Raw genomic sequence first — 15263 nt, 5'->3', positions numbered from 1 at the left:
AATTGTAGGATAAAACCGCATTAATCTGTTAGTTTTTGCGAGCCTTTATCAGTATAATACAACTATGAAAAGCTGGAAAGGCTTACACCTTTCTTCAACCATACCGAAAGGCGGTTCTATCATGAAGTTCAACAACGGCTATTGGATGCTTCGGGACGGCGTTGATCTGCAAGGAGCGGTTCATGCAGTCGACTTCACCGAACATAACGGAGTTCTGACGGCTTACGTCGCTCCCAAGGCGGTAGCTCACCGCGGAGACACCCTCAACTCGCTTTTGCTTACCGTGGAATTCCGTTCACCGGCTCCCGGCGTGATCGGCGTCAAGATCATTCATAACCTGGGCGTGCGCGAGCGCGGACCGGTGTTCCAACTGAACGAGCAAGGCAAGAGCCATGCAGTGATCACGGAAACCGAGACCGAGAAGATCTTCACCTCCGGCTCCCTCAGCGCTCATATTGCGAAGGGCGTTCCGTGGTCGCTCTCCTTCTACCGCGACGGCGAGCGCATAACCGGCAGCACGACCAAGTCGATGGGCTACCTCACCGAAGGCGACAAGACTTATGTCCGCGAAGAGCTGGATCTTGGCGTCGGCGAATACGTCTACGGTCTCGGCGAACGCTTCACCGCCTTCGTCAAGAACGGTCAGACGGTCGATATCTGGAACGAAGACGGCGGCACGAGCTCGGAGCAAGCGTATAAGAACATTCCGTTCTACGTCACCAACAAGGGCTACGGCGTGTTCATCAACCAACCGGAGAAGGTTTCCCTGGAAATCGCCTCTGAGAAGGTGAAGAAGGTTCAATTCAGCGTAGCAGGCGAATCGCTGGAATACTTCCTCATCGACGGCCCGCAAGTGAAGGACGTTCTCGTCAAGTACACCGACCTGACCGGCAAGCCGGCGCTCCCACCTGCTTGGACCTTTGGGCTGTGGCTCACCACCTCCTTTACGACTAACTATGATGAAGCAACGGTTATGTCCTTTATTGATGGAATGGCAGAACGCGATCTTCCGCTACATGTCTTCCACTTCGACTGCTTCTGGATGAAGGGCTATCACTGGACCGACTTCGAATGGGACAAGGACGTCTTCCCGGACCCGGAAGGCATGCTCGCCCGCATCCATGAGAAGGGCCTCAAGGTCTGCGTCTGGATCAACCCCTACATCGCTCAGCGCTCCCGCTTGTTCAAGGAAGGCATGGAGCACGGCTACTTGGTGAAAAAACCGAACGGCGACGTCTGGCAGTGGGATATGTGGCAAGCGGGCATGGCGCTCGTGGACTTCACGAACCCGGATGCCTGCGAATGGTATGCTTCTTACCTGCGCGGCTTGGTCGACATGGGCGTTGACTGCTTCAAGACGGATTTCGGCGAGCGCATCCCGACGGATGTGGTCTACTTCGACGGCTCCGATCCCAACAAGATGCACAACTACTACACGCAGCTGTACAACAAGGTGGTCTTCGAGGTTCTGGAAGAAAAGCTCGGCAAGAACGAAGCCGCTCTGTTCGCCCGTTCTGCAACGGCCGGCGGTCAGCAGTTCCCGATCCACTGGGGTGGCGACTGCTACGCCAACTATGAATCGATGGCCGAGAGCCTCCGCGGCGGCCTCTCGCTCGGTCTGTCCGGCTTCGGCTTCTGGAGCCATGATATCGGCGGCTTCGAGAACAAAGCTCCGGCTCATGTCTTCAAGCGCTGGCTCGCCTTCGGCCTCCTGTCCAGCCACAGCCGTCTGCACGGCAGCGAATCGTACCGGGTACCGTGGACGTACGATCAGGAAGCGGTGGATGTTACCCGTCACTTTACCAAGCTGAAATGCAGCCTCATGCCGTACCTGTTCGACACGGCAGCGGTCGCTCACGAGCAAGGCTTGCCTTCCATGCGCGCCATGCTGCTGGAATTCCCTGAAGATCCGACCGCAGAACAGCTCGACCGTCAGTACATGCTCGGTTCGAACCTTCTCGTCGCTCCGATCTTCGACGAGAACGGCCGCGTCACCTACTACCTGCCGGAAGGCACCTGGACGCATCTCCTCACCGGAGAGACCGTTCAAGGCGGCAAATGGTACAAGGAGCAATACGATTTCTTCAGCCTGCCGCTCTTCGTCCGTCCGAACTCGATTCTGGCGACGGGAGCAAATGATACCCGTCCGGATTATGACTTTGCCGAAGGTGTGAACCTGGGCGTCTATGCGCTGGAAGACGGACACACGGCGGAAGCTTCCGTCCGCGATCTGTCCGGCCAAGTCGAGCTGACGGTGAACGCAGTGCGCAGCGGCAAGAAAGTTGCCCTGAGCGTGGCGGGGAAAGGCAAAGCCTTCACCGTTTCCCTCAAGGGAATGGGAGCCGTCGCTTCGGTGAACGGTGCCAAGGCGGAGCTGACTGAAGAAGGCATCCGAGTTCCCGCTGGTGAAGCAAGCAGCCGGATCGAAATCGAATTGGCTTAATCGCAGCCTGTAAGTGAATCACATTTTCTTCGCTACAGATGGCATCGATATCCGATACACAATATATACCCTCGTCTGTACTTTTCTTCAGTACAGGCGGGGGTTTTGTCCTGTCAAGGGAGTCGGAGATCTTCGCGGGGATCTTCATGAGAATCATCATGAAAATCTTCGTGGAGATTTTCACTGGCGATTTTCAAATTGATAAGCCGTGAGGATGGTTAATTTCGACAAGATGCGGATTTTTCTCACAATCGATGAAATCCATCAATCTCCAAATGATGAATGCTTTTTTAAGGATTGCGGCATAATTCACAATATGTTTGTAATTTAGACATACAATTGTTCAATATTGCACAGCTTCGTCCATCGCCGTTGTGATATAAATCATATATATGAAATTCTCTGTAGGGTAGAGTTGGCCTGCAAGAGGATAAACCAAGGAAAGAAGGGGCAAAGGATGGACGTAGTTTTCCTGTCGCGTCTGCAGTTTGCGACAACCACGATTTTCCACTTTCTATTCGTACCGCTTTCCATATGCTTGGCGCTGTATGTAGCCATTATGGAAACGATGTACGTGAGAACGGGGAAGGAAGAGTACAAAAGCTTGGCCAAGTTTTGGGGCAAGCTGTTCCTGATTAACTTTGCCGTCGGGATTGTCACGGGGATTCTCCAGGAATTCCAGTTCGGCATGAACTGGTCGGCCTATTCCCGTTTTGTAGGTGATGTATTTGGAGCTCCTCTTGCCATCGAAGCGCTGTTGGCGTTTTTCCTGGAATCGACGTTCCTCGGAATTTGGATTTTTGGCTGGGATCGGTTGAGCAAGAAGGTTCACCTGCTCAGCATCTGGCTCGTCTTTATCGGCACGACGTTGTCCGCGCTGTGGATTCTGGCGGCTAACTCGTTCATGCAGCACCCGGTCGGCTACGAAATCAACAACGGCAGAGCCGAGATGAATGATTTCGTCGCTCTTCTGACGAACGGCCAATTGCTCGTTGAATTCCCGCACACCTTCTTCGGTGCCTTGCTCACCGGAGCCGCTTTCGTCTTCGGCGTCAGCGCTTGGAAGATCGCAAAGAAGCAAAATGCGGATCTGTTTAAGCACACGCTTAAGATCGCCGGTATTCTCGGGCTGCTCGGCTTCTTCGGAGTCGCCCTTTCTGGACATGCCCAAGCTCAATACCTTGTGAAGACTCAACCGATGAAAATGGCTGCCACCGAAGCCCAATGGGGCAAGAGCGGCGACCCCGCCGGTTGGAACCTGTTCGCAACGATCGATACCGAGAATCAGAAGAACAATTTTGAGATCAACATTCCCGGCATGCTCAGCTTCCTCTCGTACAGCAAGTTCTCAGGGGAAGTGAAGGGAATTCTCGAGCTTCAAGCTGAGTATGTACAGAAGTACGGGGAGGGCAATTACATCCCGCCGGTCCGCACGACCTTCTGGAGCTTCCGGATCATGATCGCGGCCGGAGTCATGAGCTTCCTGCTCTTCGCCTACGGCTTGTATCTTCATTGGAAAAAGAAACTCGACCTCAATCACAAATGGTTTACAAAGGCAGCTCTGTATGGCATATCGCTTCCCTTCATCTCGAATACGGCCGGCTGGATCATGACGGAGATCGGACGCCAACCCTGGACGGTATTCGGACTGATGCGGACGGAAGACAGCGTATCCCCCAGCGTTTCGGCGGGGCAGGTGCTTTTCTCGGTCATTACATTCACAACGATCTACGCAATTCTGGGTACGGTCATGGTTTATCTGTTCGTGAAGGTGATCAAGAAAGGCCCGTTCGACCAGAAGCCGGATGCGCCGATCGCGCAAGATCCGTTCAACGATTCCTTCAAGAAAGGGGGCTCCCACGTTGTCTCTTAATGAGCTATGGTTCATTCTCGTTGCGGTGCTGTTCGTCGGGTTTTTCTTCCTGGAGGGCTTTGATTTCGGGGTAGGGATGTCCACTCAATTCATTGCGAAGAATGATGGCGAACGCCGGGTTCTGATCAACTCCATCGGTCCGTTCTGGGATGCCAATGAAGTTTGGCTGATTACGGCAGGCGGGGCCATGTTCGCCGCCTTCCCACACTGGTACGCCACCATGTTCAGCGGCTTTTACACAGCGCTCGTGTTCGTGCTGCTCGCGCTCATCGTCCGCGCCGTCGGCTTTGAATTCCGCGGCAAGCTCGACAGCGAGAAGTGGCGGAAGACCTGGGACGTCTGTATCTTCATTGGCAGCCTCCTGCCGCCGCTCCTGCTCGGCGTCGCCTTTTCCGCGATTATGAAAGGTTTGCCGATTGGGCAAGATATGGAAATGCGGGCCAGCCTGTTCGGGGATATCATCAACGGATACACCTTGCTCGGAGGAATCACTCTGACGGTGCTGTGCCTCGTCCACGGCCTCATGTTCACGACGCTGCGGACCGTAGGTCCGCTTCAAGAGAGAGCGCGGAGCCTGGCCAAGAAGCTGTACCTGCCGCTCGCGGTCCTGCTTGTCGGATTCGGGATCTGGACGTATTTCGCCACGGATTTGTTCACCGAACATTTCGCAGAGCTCGTTGTTGCAGGAGTTCTTCTCGTCATCGTGTACCTGCTTGCCGGCTACTTCATCCAAAAGAAACGCGATGGTTGGGCTTTTGGGATGACCGGCGGAATCATCATTCTATCTGTGGCCTCGATGTTTATCGGTCTGTTCCCGCGTGTGATGATCAGCTCCATCGACAAGGCGTTCAGCCTGACTCTCGACACGGCGGCTTCCAGTCCCTATACCTTAAAGGTAATGTCCATTGTAGCCCTCACCCTGCTGCCATTTGTTCTAGGCTATCAAATCTGGAGCTACTTTGTTTTTCATAAGCGGGTTCATGAGAAACAACATCTGGAGTACTAAGGAGCCTTTATGGGCAAAGATTTGATGAAATACAAAGGCATCAAGCCGGTGATGGCGCTGCTCGCGCTTCTGACTCTCGCGCAGACGTTAGCCATTATCCTCCAAGCCAAATGGCTTGCCGAGGGGATCTCCGCGCTGTTTGCCGGAGAATCTGTGCAGGAACAGTATGGCGTAAGCCTGCTGTTCCTGCTCGCTTTCGGAGGACGCCATGTGATCGGCCTCCTGCAGCAGAAGATCGCTTACCGGTTCGCGGAGGATACCGCAGCAGGACTCCGCCGGGAGCTGATGGACAAGCTGTTTCGCCTCGGGCCACGCTTCACGTCCAGACGAGGGAGCGGGGGATTGGTCACGCTCGTGCTTGAAGGCGTGGCTCAATTTCGCGCCTATCTGGAGCTGTTTCTGCCAAGGATGCTCCAAATGGGCATCACCCCTTGGCTCATCCTCGCTTACGTGTATTACCGGGATCTCCGCTCCGGCGTGATCCTGACCTTGACCATGCCGATTCTCATCATCTTCCTGATTCTTGTCGGTCTAGCCGCGAAGAAGCAGACGGAGGGCCAGCTCGCCTCGTATCGGCTGCTTTCCAACCATTTCGTCGATTCCCTGCGCGGTCTCGAAACGTTGAAAGTGCTCGGTCGCAGCAAGTCTCACGCAGCCAGCATCCAGCGGGTCAGCGACGAATATCGGAAAGCGACGATGAAGACTCTGCGGGTCGCCTTTCTCTCCTCCTTCTCGCTCGACTTCTTCACGATGCTCTCCGTCGCCATCGTCGCGGTCAATCTCGGCCTGCGGCTGATTCACATCGACATGACGCTGGTCACGGCTTTGACCGTGTTGATTCTGGCGCCGGAATACTTCCTGCCTGTGCGGATGGTCGGGGCGGATTTCCACGCGACCCAGAATGGGAAACAAGCCGCGGAGACGATGCAGGAGATTCTCGACACTCCGCTTCCCGAAGAATCGGCCGATACAGCGGGCGGTGCAGAGTTGCCTTCTGAACTGAACGAGGGCGACATCCTGACAGCCGAACGCATGCAAGTGAAGCATGAGGCGGAAGGAGATGCCTCTCTGGAGGGGATCTCCTTTGCCATCGCAGGTTCGCTGAAGGTCGGCATCATCGGCGAGAGCGGGGCGGGGAAGACGACCCTCATCGATGCTATAGGAGGATTTCTGCCGCTGTCCGGTGGGAAATTCAGGCTAAACGGGGAGCCTGTCCGGCTGACCTCGCAGAGTTGGAAGAACCTGACCACGTACATTCCGCAGCAGCCTTATCTTTTCTATGGCAGCCTCGCGGATAATGTCCGGTTCTATGTGCCGGAGGCAACCGATGAGGAAGTGGCAGCGGCCGTTCAAGCGGCCGGTCTCGGCGAGCTCGTGAAGAGTCTGCCGAACGGGCTGGCGGAGAAAATTGGCAGCGGCGGTCGCGCTTTGAGCGGCGGGCAGGAGCAGCGGGTCGCGCTGGCCCGCGCTTATCTCAGCCGACGTCCGGTGCTGCTGCTCGACGAGCCGACTGCCCATCTCGACATCGAAACCGAGCATGAGCTGAAGGAGACGATGCTGCAGCTTTTTGCCGGAAAACGGGTCTTTCTGGCCACCCACCGTCTGCACTGGATGCCGGATATGGATCTCATCCTCGTGATGGACAAGGGACGGCTGGCGGAGTCGGGCACGCATGAAGAGCTGTTGGCGCAAAAAGGCCACTATTATAACCTGATCCGGGTGCAAGAGGAGGGAGTCCGATGAAGGAAGCCGGTTGGATTCGCGATTATTTGCGTAAGAACGCCGGAAGCTTCGCGCTCATCGTCCTGCTCGCCCTGCTGACGGTGCTGTCGGCTTCCATGCTGATGTTTACCTCGGGCTTCCTGATCTCCAAATCGTCCATCCCGCCGGAAAACATTCTGCTCGTCTACGTCCCCATCGTCGGCGTCCGCGCATTCAGCATCGGCCGTGCCGTGCTGCATTATGTGGAACGGTTGGTGGGGCACAACGCGGTACTGAAGATCCTGTCACGGATGCGGGTGAGGCTGTACAAGGTGCTGGAGCCGCAGGCATTGTTCGTTCGCTCCCGCTTCGGGACGGGCGATCTGCTCGGGGTGCTGGCGGATGACATTGAGCAGCTGCAGAATGTCTATCTGCGCACCGTCTTCCCTGGCGCGGTTGCCTTGATCATGTATGCTGTAGTGATCGCCGCACTGGGTATGTTTGACGGAACGTTTGCTCTGCTGATGGCGCTCTATCTGCTTGTGCTGGTCGTCGTGCTGCCCGCCGTTTCCTTGCGGTACACCAAAGCGGCCCAGCTCAAGCTCAGAACCGCGCGAAGCGGCCTGTATCGCAAGCTGACCGACGCGGTGCTCGGCATTGGCGACTACGTGATCAGCGGCCGCGCCGCCGGGTTTGTGGCGGAGTATGAAGGCGATGAAGCCGCATCGGCTTCCATCGACCGCTCCCTGCGCAGCTTCGTTCGCTGGCGGACGCTGCTTGCAAACGCGTTTGTCGGCGTCAGCGCCGTCATCATGATGCTGTGGGCAGGCGGTCAAGCGGCGGAAGGCTTCATTCCCGCCACGTTCATCGCCGCGTTCACCTTGATCGTCTTCCCGCTCATGGACGCCTTCCTTCCCGTCTCCGAGGCGGTGGAGAAGCTTCCGCAGTACAAGCAATCGGAAGCGCGGCTTATCGACATCGAGGCGGGAGGCGCACCTTGGCTGAAGAAATACAGTGGAGAACCAGATGGTGGCCCATCTGGGTTGGATGCAGGTTCCCGCGACCTCAGCCAAGGCGACCTGCCTGCTGCGATCGGAGGAGAGCCGCTTGAAGTAGTGCAGAAGCCCGCGACAGTACAGGATATCACCCGAATCGTTGACGAATACGGGCTTGGCGCAACGATTCAATTCGACCGTGTCTCCTTCGCTTACCCGCAGGAGCCCGGTTCAAGTTCCGGAAGCCCTGCAGCCGTGAGTCAAGCGAAGGATGCTTTGGCGGAGGTCAGCTTGACCCTGACTCCTGGGAAACGGATCGCGCTTATCGGCCGCAGCGGCGCGGGGAAATCCACACTGCTCAAGCTGATGCAGGGCGCCCTGGAGCCGGTCAGCGGAACTGTGACGATTAACGGGCTGCCGGCTGCAAGCTTCGGCGACGAGATTGCGAAGCTGATCTCCGTCCTCAATCAAAGTCCGCATCTGTTCGATACGACTGTGAGGAATAATGTTCGGCTCGGACGGGAGGATGCCACAGAGGAGGAAATCCTTGACGCAATCCGGCACGCTCGCCTGGAACCGCTGATCGCGTCGCTTCCGCTTGGTCTACAAACGCCGATGCGCGAAACCGGCCAGCGGTTCTCCGGCGGGGAACGGCAGCGCGTGGCGCTCGCGCGCGTGCTCTTGCAGAACAATCCGGTCGTCATTCTGGATGAACCGACAGTGGGACTCGACCCGAGAACGGAGCGGGAGCTGCTGTCCACTCTCTTTGCCGAACTGAGCGGCAAGGCTCTGATCTGGGTTACCCACCATCTAGTCGGAGTCGAATCGATGGATGAAATTTTGTTCCTCGATGGAGGCCAAGTGGTCATGCGGGGCACCCATCAGGAGCTGCTGAATACATCCGAACGTTACCGCAACCTGTACCGTCTCGACCGACCCGTTCAACTGAGGACATTGTAAAATCAAAAACGGTGATTATCGCACCCCTTCTCATATCGATTGACTCAGCTTCGTATCCACACGATTAAGGTTAACAGCGTACGGGGAGCGAGCTAAAGCGTTCCATGAAACAGAATGGAACTCGGAGCAGCATTCAAGAAAGAAAGTTGTTCCTGTCCACCGCTATTTTCCAATAACCGTCCGGTAAGCCTCGCTGCTTGCCAGGCGGTTTTTTTATGATAAGGCCAATCACCGTTTGACTTGCAGAGGTTTTCGTACTAATATGTATTTACGTAAAAAATTATTTGTACGTAGTTGGACAAAGAAGGTGATCGCGTGCAGCACCCCATTCCCGAACAGCTTCTGGTGGAATCCGCCGAGCAGGCGCTTGCGCTCCTCCATCCGCTGAGAGCAGAAATTGTGTCCCGGTTGGAGCAGCCGGCATCGGCTACGGAGGTTGGACGAAGCCTGGGAGAAACACCACAGAGGATCAATTATCATATCAAGGCATTGGAGAAGGTCGGCCTCGTCTGTCGGGCAGGAAGCCGTCAGGTGAGAAACCTCGTCGAGGTGCTCTATCAAGCGGCCGCCCGCACCTTCGTGATCTCGGATGCCCTTGCGCCGGTGATCGGCTCGCGACGCAAGCTGCCAGAGCAGGGAGCTCTAGCCAGTCTTGTTCATACGGCGGACCAGCTGCGGCGCGATGCCCTTGAGCTGATGGAGCATACCGAAGCGGGGGAAGAGGTCCCGAGCGCCGTTCTCACATCATCGATCCGACTGAAGGATGAAGGGAAGCGTCAGGCTTTCCTTGCTGAGTACATGGCCGCCGTCGAGAATGTGATGAAGAAGTATGCTTTGCCTGAGGATGAGGTTGGAGTCGGAGAAGAGTATGCCGTTGCTCTTGCCGTATACCCGAGCCCCGCTTCCGCAGGACCAGGTTCGAACAAGAAGGGGGAAGAGGGCCATGAGTGAGCCGCTCAAGACCGAAGAAAGCTTGGCTCCCGAAGTCCGGGAGAAGACGTTGGTCCAACTGGAGGACGGAACGCCGTTGATTCAGGAGCGAGCTGTTCACTCCGAAGACGGCCGCATCCTGATCCGGACCCAGATTGTTTCGGCCGGATTTGGTCAGGCGCTTCCGCGTTTGGCTGCAAGGCCCGTTCCTGGCGGCAGCGGGTCGATCCGCTGCGCCGCGTAAGCGGTTCGCACATGTTTATCCACATCTCACCATACGAGAAACGTGAAAAAGGGAGGTTTTCGATATGACCAGCATTCCTTATGTCATCGAGCAAACCGGCCGGGGCGAGCGTTCCTATGACATTTACTCCCGGCTGTTGAAGGACCGCATCGTCTTTGCAAGCGGCGAGGTGACCGATCAGATGGCGGACTCTATCGTGGCTCAGCTCCTGTTCCTGTCTGCGGATGATCCGGAGAAGGATATCCACCTGTACGTGAATTCCCCGGGAGGCTCAACAACGGCGGGGCTTGCGATCTATGACACGATGCAATTCGTGAAGCCGGATGTTTCGACTACCTGCGTCGGATTCGCGGCCTCCATGGGAGCGATTCTGCTGCTAGGCGGGGCTGCGGGCAAGCGGTATGCCTTGCCGAACTCGGAGATTCTCATTCACCAGCCTTGGACCGGCGGTATCCGGGGGCAGGCATCCGACATCAAAATCCATGCGGACAGCATCCTGCGGACGCGGGAAAAGCTGAACCAGCTGATCGTCAAGCATTCCGGTCAACCCCTCGAGAAGGTCGTGAAGGATACCGACCGCGATTACTACATGACGCCCGAGCAAGCGAAGGAATACGGGCTGATCGACCGGGTCATTGAGCGGGTCTAAGCGACCCGAAATCCAGCGCAAGATGAGAGCCGTCTCAAGTCCTATCCAGAGTGGGTAGGAGGGACGGCTCTTCATTTGAGGGTTTGAGTTATCGATAATTCAGCGGGTATTTTTCTCCCAAATATGAAGGTATTTCCTATCCCGATGTTGTGATACAGTTTATTTCGCAAGCGCTTACATAAATCAAACATTTGAAAAGGAGAGTCCCATGAAGAGAAAATTTCTCATCAAGCTGCTGTCTTTCGCCCTCGTATCGGTTATGCTGCTTTCCCTGTCTCCCGTATCGGCTTTCGCAGCATCCGATTCTGTGGAAGCGCTTCAATCGGCATCCACAGACGGCAAACTCCAGAAGTATGTTGAAGCGATGCAGCCGGGCTGGAACCTGGGGAATACCTTGGATGCAACCGGCGACGACGAAACCAGTTGGGGAAATCCCGCCGTCACCAAGGAACTGATTCAACAGGTAGCGAAACAAGGCTTCAAGAGCATCCGCATTCCCATCACCTGGAACCAGTACATGAGCGAAGGACCGGAGTACACGATTAATCCGCTGTATCTCAACCGGGTGCAAGAGGTGATCGGTTGGGCGCTTGATTCCGGACTCTATGTCATGATCAACATGCATCACGATTCCTGGCTGTGGGTAAGCGGCATGGAGAAGAATCATGACGAAGTTCTGGCGCGCTACAACGCAGCCTGGACGCAGATCGCCGACCGCTTCAAGGATGTCTCCGACAAGGTTTCGTTCGAAAGCATCAACGAGCCGCGTTTTACCGACGGTGGAACGAAAGACGAAGCCCTCATGTTCAAGATGCTCAAAGAATTGAACGTATCCTTCCACGAGATCGTGCGGAAATCCGGCGGGAAGAATGCAACCCGGCCGCTGATCCTCCCTTCCCTCGAGTCGTCTCCGACCCAGGCGCGGATGGATGAGCTCTACAAAACGATTCAAGAGCTGAAGGACCCGAACCTCATCGCGACTGTGCACTTCTATGGGTTCTGGCCGTTCAGCGTCAACATCGCCGGTTATACCACGTTTGAGAAGGATACGCGGAACGATATCATCAATACGTTTGACAGCGTCTATAATACCTTCGTTGCCAAAGGCATTCCCGTCATTCTCGGCGAATACGGACTGCTTGGCTTTGACAAGAACACCGGGGTGATCGAGCAGGGCGAGAAGCTGAAATTCTTCGAATTCCTCTCTCAATACCTGAAGGAAAAGAAAATCACCTCCATGCTGTGGGATAACGGCCAGCACTTCAACCGCTATACCTACCAATGGTCCGATCCGGAGCTGTTCGGCGTCCTGAAGGCGAGCCTGAAGAGCCGTTCCTCCAATGCCGAGAGCGACCGCATTCAACTGGAAAAAGGCACCGCGGTCAAGGATGCCAAAATCCAGCTTAACCTGAACGGCAACAAGCTGACCGGCCTCTCCGTCGGCGGCAAGAAGCTGAAAGAAAAACAGGATTATACCTTAAATGGCGAGGAGCTTACGATCAAAGCCTCGACGCTTAGCAAGCAGATTGCATCCGGCAAGCTCGGCGAGAATGCCGTCATCCTCGCATCCTTCAACAAAGGGGCGGATTGGGCATTCCACGTCATCGTGTTCCAGACGCCAAAGCTGAGCAATGCGACGGGAACGACGTCTTCGTTCAACATTCCGACGGCGTTTAACGGCGATCAGTTGGCGACGATGGAAGCTGTCTATGAAGCGGGAGGCAATGCCGGACCGCAGAACTGGACGCCCTTCAAGGAATTCAGCTATACGTTTGCGCCTTCTTACGCGACGAACGAAATCAAGCTGACCGCCAATTTCTTCAACGAGGTTCAAGACGGCAAGGTGATCCTGAAGTTCCATTTCTGGAGCGGCAAGATCGTCACTTACACGATTGAAAAAGCAGGCACGAACGTAACAGGTACGGCTAGTAAATAAGGACGTTCGCTCGAATAATCCATAAAGAAGATAAAGAAGACTTCTAACCCACTGTGAGAGGTGGTTTGGAAGTCTTCTTATTCGTCCGGCGGAGGGGGGGAATCCACATCTCACGTTATTGCAGCTGCCCCGTTAACGAAGATCCCGCCTTCGGGTCCCGGATCGCTTTGCGGTAGGCGTCCGGGCCGATGCCGGTGAAGGCCTTGAAATAACGACTGAAATGGGACGGATACTTGAACCCCGTCTCGTATGCAACTTCGGTAACCGGACGCTCCGGATTCAAGGTAAACAGCACTTTGGCCTGATTGATGCGCCGCTGATACAGGTAATCGAAGAGCGTGGAGCCGGTGACTTCCTTGAAGATTTTGGACAGGTGATATTTGTTGAGGCGCATGTGGGCGCTGATCTGCTCCAGGGTCAACTCCTCGGGATAATGCTCCTCTAAGTAAGCGATCATACGTTGGACATTTTGCTGCTTAATGCTCATATCGGGTCCCCCGGGGCGTGAGGGCTGGCGAGTGAAGCGGTACATTTCCGTCAGCAGCGTCAGAAACGTGGCAAGCAGAAGGTCGTGTGCCCACGGATCATCCGGTTGGCGGCAAAGGGCGCACATCCGGCCGAGTAGCGGCTCGATGATCGCTTGCTCATCTTTCGAGAGGGATAATCGGGTGTTTTTCAGATTTTCGAAAGGGCGTAAGAGCGGCAGGCGAAATCCGAGGCCCAGCAGCTTGGCCGCATATTGGGGATGGAAATGAACGGTCGTCCGCTTATACAACGTTGTGGGATCTGCTTTCGGAGAATGAAGGACCATTCCGTTCATCAGAATCAGATCGCCGGGCGCAAGCTCGTAGATTTGGTCTCCGATGATGTAGCTGCACCTGCCGGTGTGGAAATAATAGATTTCATATTCCTGATGCGAATGGAAGCTGATCGGCATTGGACTGGTGGAGCAGCTGGCGCTGATCGGTGTGCGAAACTGCAGGCTCTTGGACATGGAGTACCTCCTGGAAAGGGAAAATCGGAAACAGGCGCATACCACGGACTTTTCACTCTCGGTTCAAGGTGCGAACAGTGTACCACAGTTCCAGGTGCGGTTCTAGAGAATGACACCAATCTCGTATAACAATCGTCGTGAAGACCCATACAGGAAGCAATCGGCTTGAAAGCGGTTGTGCTACGATGATCACGAACACCCTTTCGGAAAAGGGTCCTTAGGAGGTTGTCTCATGACGAAGCAAAATGAGGCTTTACGGATCGGCATCATCGGCATCGGTAATATGGGATCTTCCCATGCATCCAGACTGTGGGATGGAGAAGTGAAAGAAGCGCGGCTCGCGGCCGTATGCGATATCAATCCGGAACGGCTCTCTTGGGCGGAAAGCCGATTCGGAGCGGAAGTGGAGCGGTTCGCGGACGCGGACAGCCTGTATACATCAGGTTCGATCGACGCGGTCGTTATCGCCACTCCCCACTATTCTCATCCGGAGCTGGCGATTCAAGCGTTCGAGCACGGCCTTCACGTACTGGTTGAAAAGCCCGCTGGCGTCTATACCAAGCAGGTGCGGCTGATGAACGAGGCGGCTGCGCGCTCGGACAAGAAATTTGCCATCATGTACAACCAGCGGACCAATCCGCTATACCGCAAGCTGAAGGATTTGATCAAATCGGGCGAGCTCGGGGAGATTCGCCGGACGAATTGGATTATCACGAATTGGTACCGTTCCCAAAGCTATTACAATTCCGGCGGCTGGCGGGCGACCTGGTCCGGAGAAGGCGGCGGAGTGCTGATCAACCAGGACCCGCATCAGCTCGACCTTTGGCAGTGGACGACCGGACTCATGCCTGTTCGCGTCCGCGCCTTTTGCGGCTTCGGCAAATGGAGGGACATCGAAGTGGAGGATGAAGTGACCGCCTATGTGGAATATGCGAATGGAGCCACCGGATTATTCGTAACCACCACGGGGGAAGCCCCCGGAACGAATCGCTTTGAGATAGCCGGAGATCGCGGAAAGATCGTCATCGAGAACGGCCGACTTACCTTTTGGCGGCTGCGTGTCCCCGAATCCGAATTTAACCGAACCTACACTGGGGGATTTGGCGAGCCGGAATGCTGGACATGTGAAATTCCGGTCAGCGGTACGGAGTCGGGGCATTTGGGTATCCTGCAAAATTTCACCGACGCGATCCTTCACGATGCTCCACTCATTGCTCCGGGAGAAGAAGGCATCAAGGGCTTGTCCATCTCGAATGCCATTCATCTGTCTGCTTGGACGGACAATTGGGCGGAGCTTCCAGTGGACGAGGAGAAGTATTATGAACTGCTTCAGGAGAGGATTCGCGAGTCCAAGTTCGTCAAGCCGGAGGGATCAGACCGGACGCTCAGCGTCGAGGGCACCCATTAACGGACGGCAGATGAATAGCTAGTACGCTGTCAGCTCAAAAACCGTGGTCTCCGCACAACTTCTCATACCAATTAACGCCGATTCACATCCACACGATTAGGGCTGACAGCGTATTATTTGCACG

At 55.5% G+C, this 15263-nt stretch carries 11 protein-coding genes; 10 read left to right on the top strand and 1 reads right to left on the bottom strand.

The window, feature by feature from the left end:
• Nucleotides 1-121 precede the first annotated feature (121 nt).
• The 9 genes from yicI to BN2684_RS10380 all read left to right on the top strand — a co-directional run bounded on the left by yicI (nt 122) and on the right by BN2684_RS10380 (nt 12737).
• A complete protein-coding gene (yicI, locus tag BN2684_RS10420) occupies nt 122-2443 on the top strand; it encodes an alpha-xylosidase (protein ID WP_058302104.1) in 2322 nt (773 codons plus the stop codon).
• 457 nt (nt 2444-2900) lie between these two features.
• Nucleotides 2901-4316, top strand: a complete 1416-nt coding sequence (locus tag BN2684_RS10415) for a cytochrome ubiquinol oxidase subunit I (RefSeq protein WP_058302103.1) — start codon at nt 2901-2903, stop codon at nt 4314-4316.
• Entirely contained in the window at nt 4306-5322 is a 1017-nt protein-coding gene (cydB, locus tag BN2684_RS10410) for a cytochrome d ubiquinol oxidase subunit II (protein ID WP_234340212.1), read from the top strand. The genes BN2684_RS10415 and cydB overlap by 11 nt, the downstream gene beginning before the upstream one ends.
• Nucleotides 5323-5331: 9 nt before the next feature.
• Nucleotides 5332-7065 carry a thiol reductant ABC exporter subunit CydD gene (gene cydD, locus BN2684_RS10405; protein ID WP_058302101.1) on the top strand — a complete coding sequence of 578 codons (1734 nt, stop codon included), beginning with the start codon at nt 5332-5334 and terminating at the stop codon, nt 7063-7065.
• A complete protein-coding gene (locus BN2684_RS10400) occupies nt 7062-8978 on the top strand; it encodes an amino acid ABC transporter ATP-binding/permease protein (protein WP_058302100.1) in 1917 nt (638 codons plus the stop codon). Before cydD ends, BN2684_RS10400 begins: the two co-directional genes overlap by 4 nt.
• Before the next feature lie 315 nt (nt 8979-9293).
• Entirely contained in the window at nt 9294-9929 is a 636-nt protein-coding gene (locus tag BN2684_RS10395; protein ID WP_058302099.1) for an ArsR/SmtB family transcription factor, read from the top strand.
• Nucleotides 9922-10152 (top strand): hypothetical protein, encoded by a 231-nt coding sequence (locus BN2684_RS10390; RefSeq protein ID WP_058302098.1) that lies wholly within the window; start codon nt 9922-9924, stop codon nt 10150-10152. The genes BN2684_RS10395 and BN2684_RS10390 overlap by 8 nt, the downstream gene beginning before the upstream one ends.
• 64 nt (nt 10153-10216) lie before the next feature.
• A complete protein-coding gene (gene clpP / locus BN2684_RS10385) occupies nt 10217-10801 on the top strand; it encodes an ATP-dependent Clp endopeptidase proteolytic subunit ClpP (RefSeq protein WP_058302097.1) in 585 nt (194 codons plus the stop codon).
• A 208-nt stretch (nt 10802-11009) separates the two neighbouring features.
• Nucleotides 11010-12737, top strand: coding sequence for a cellulase family glycosylhydrolase (locus BN2684_RS10380; protein ID WP_058302096.1), 1728 nt, complete (start codon nt 11010-11012; stop codon nt 12735-12737).
• A 115-nt stretch (nt 12738-12852) separates the two neighbouring features.
• On the opposite strand, the gene BN2684_RS10375 is transcribed toward BN2684_RS10380, so the two are convergent.
• The gene (locus tag BN2684_RS10375) at nt 12853-13731 is read right to left on the bottom strand and encodes an AraC family transcriptional regulator (RefSeq protein WP_058302095.1); all 879 of its coding nucleotides are present in this window, start codon (nt 13729-13731) and stop codon (nt 12853-12855) included.
• Between the two features lie 232 nt (nt 13732-13963).
• Between BN2684_RS10375 and BN2684_RS10370 the strand changes: the two genes are divergently transcribed.
• Nucleotides 13964-15139, top strand: coding sequence for a Gfo/Idh/MocA family protein (locus BN2684_RS10370; protein ID WP_058302094.1), 1176 nt, complete (start codon nt 13964-13966; stop codon nt 15137-15139).
• Nucleotides 15140-15263: the final 124 nt, after the last annotated feature.

The organism is Gorillibacterium timonense (assembly GCF_001457415.1).
Lineage (GTDB): Bacteria > Bacillota > Bacilli > Paenibacillales > NBRC-103111 > Gorillibacterium > Gorillibacterium timonense.
The sequence above is the reverse complement of the archived record's forward strand: the minus strand, read 5'-3'. Positions and strand labels throughout refer to the sequence as shown.

What these genes read in the sequence shown, in the direction of transcription:
- BN2684_RS10370 (WP_058302094.1), top strand. Translation starts at nt 13,964, where the DNA reads ATGACGAAGCAAAATGAGGCTTTACGGATCGGCATCATCGGCATCGGT.
- yicI (WP_058302104.1), top strand. Translation starts at nt 122, where the DNA reads ATGAAGTTCAACAACGGCTATTGGATGCTTCGGGACGGCGTTGATCTG.
- BN2684_RS10400 (WP_058302100.1), top strand. Translation starts at nt 7,062, where the DNA reads ATGAAGGAAGCCGGTTGGATTCGCGATTATTTGCGTAAGAACGCCGGA.
- BN2684_RS10390 (WP_058302098.1), top strand. Translation starts at nt 9,922, where the DNA reads ATGAGTGAGCCGCTCAAGACCGAAGAAAGCTTGGCTCCCGAAGTCCGG.
- BN2684_RS10380 (WP_058302096.1), top strand. Translation starts at nt 11,010, where the DNA reads ATGAAGAGAAAATTTCTCATCAAGCTGCTGTCTTTCGCCCTCGTATCG.
- clpP (WP_058302097.1), top strand. Translation starts at nt 10,217, where the DNA reads ATGACCAGCATTCCTTATGTCATCGAGCAAACCGGCCGGGGCGAGCGT.
- BN2684_RS10375 (WP_058302095.1), bottom strand. Translation starts at nt 13,731, where the DNA reads ATGTCCAAGAGCCTGCAGTTTCGCACACCGATCAGCGCCAGCTGCTCC.
- BN2684_RS10415 (WP_058302103.1), top strand. Translation starts at nt 2,901, where the DNA reads ATGGACGTAGTTTTCCTGTCGCGTCTGCAGTTTGCGACAACCACGATT.
- cydD (WP_058302101.1), top strand. Translation starts at nt 5,332, where the DNA reads ATGGGCAAAGATTTGATGAAATACAAAGGCATCAAGCCGGTGATGGCG.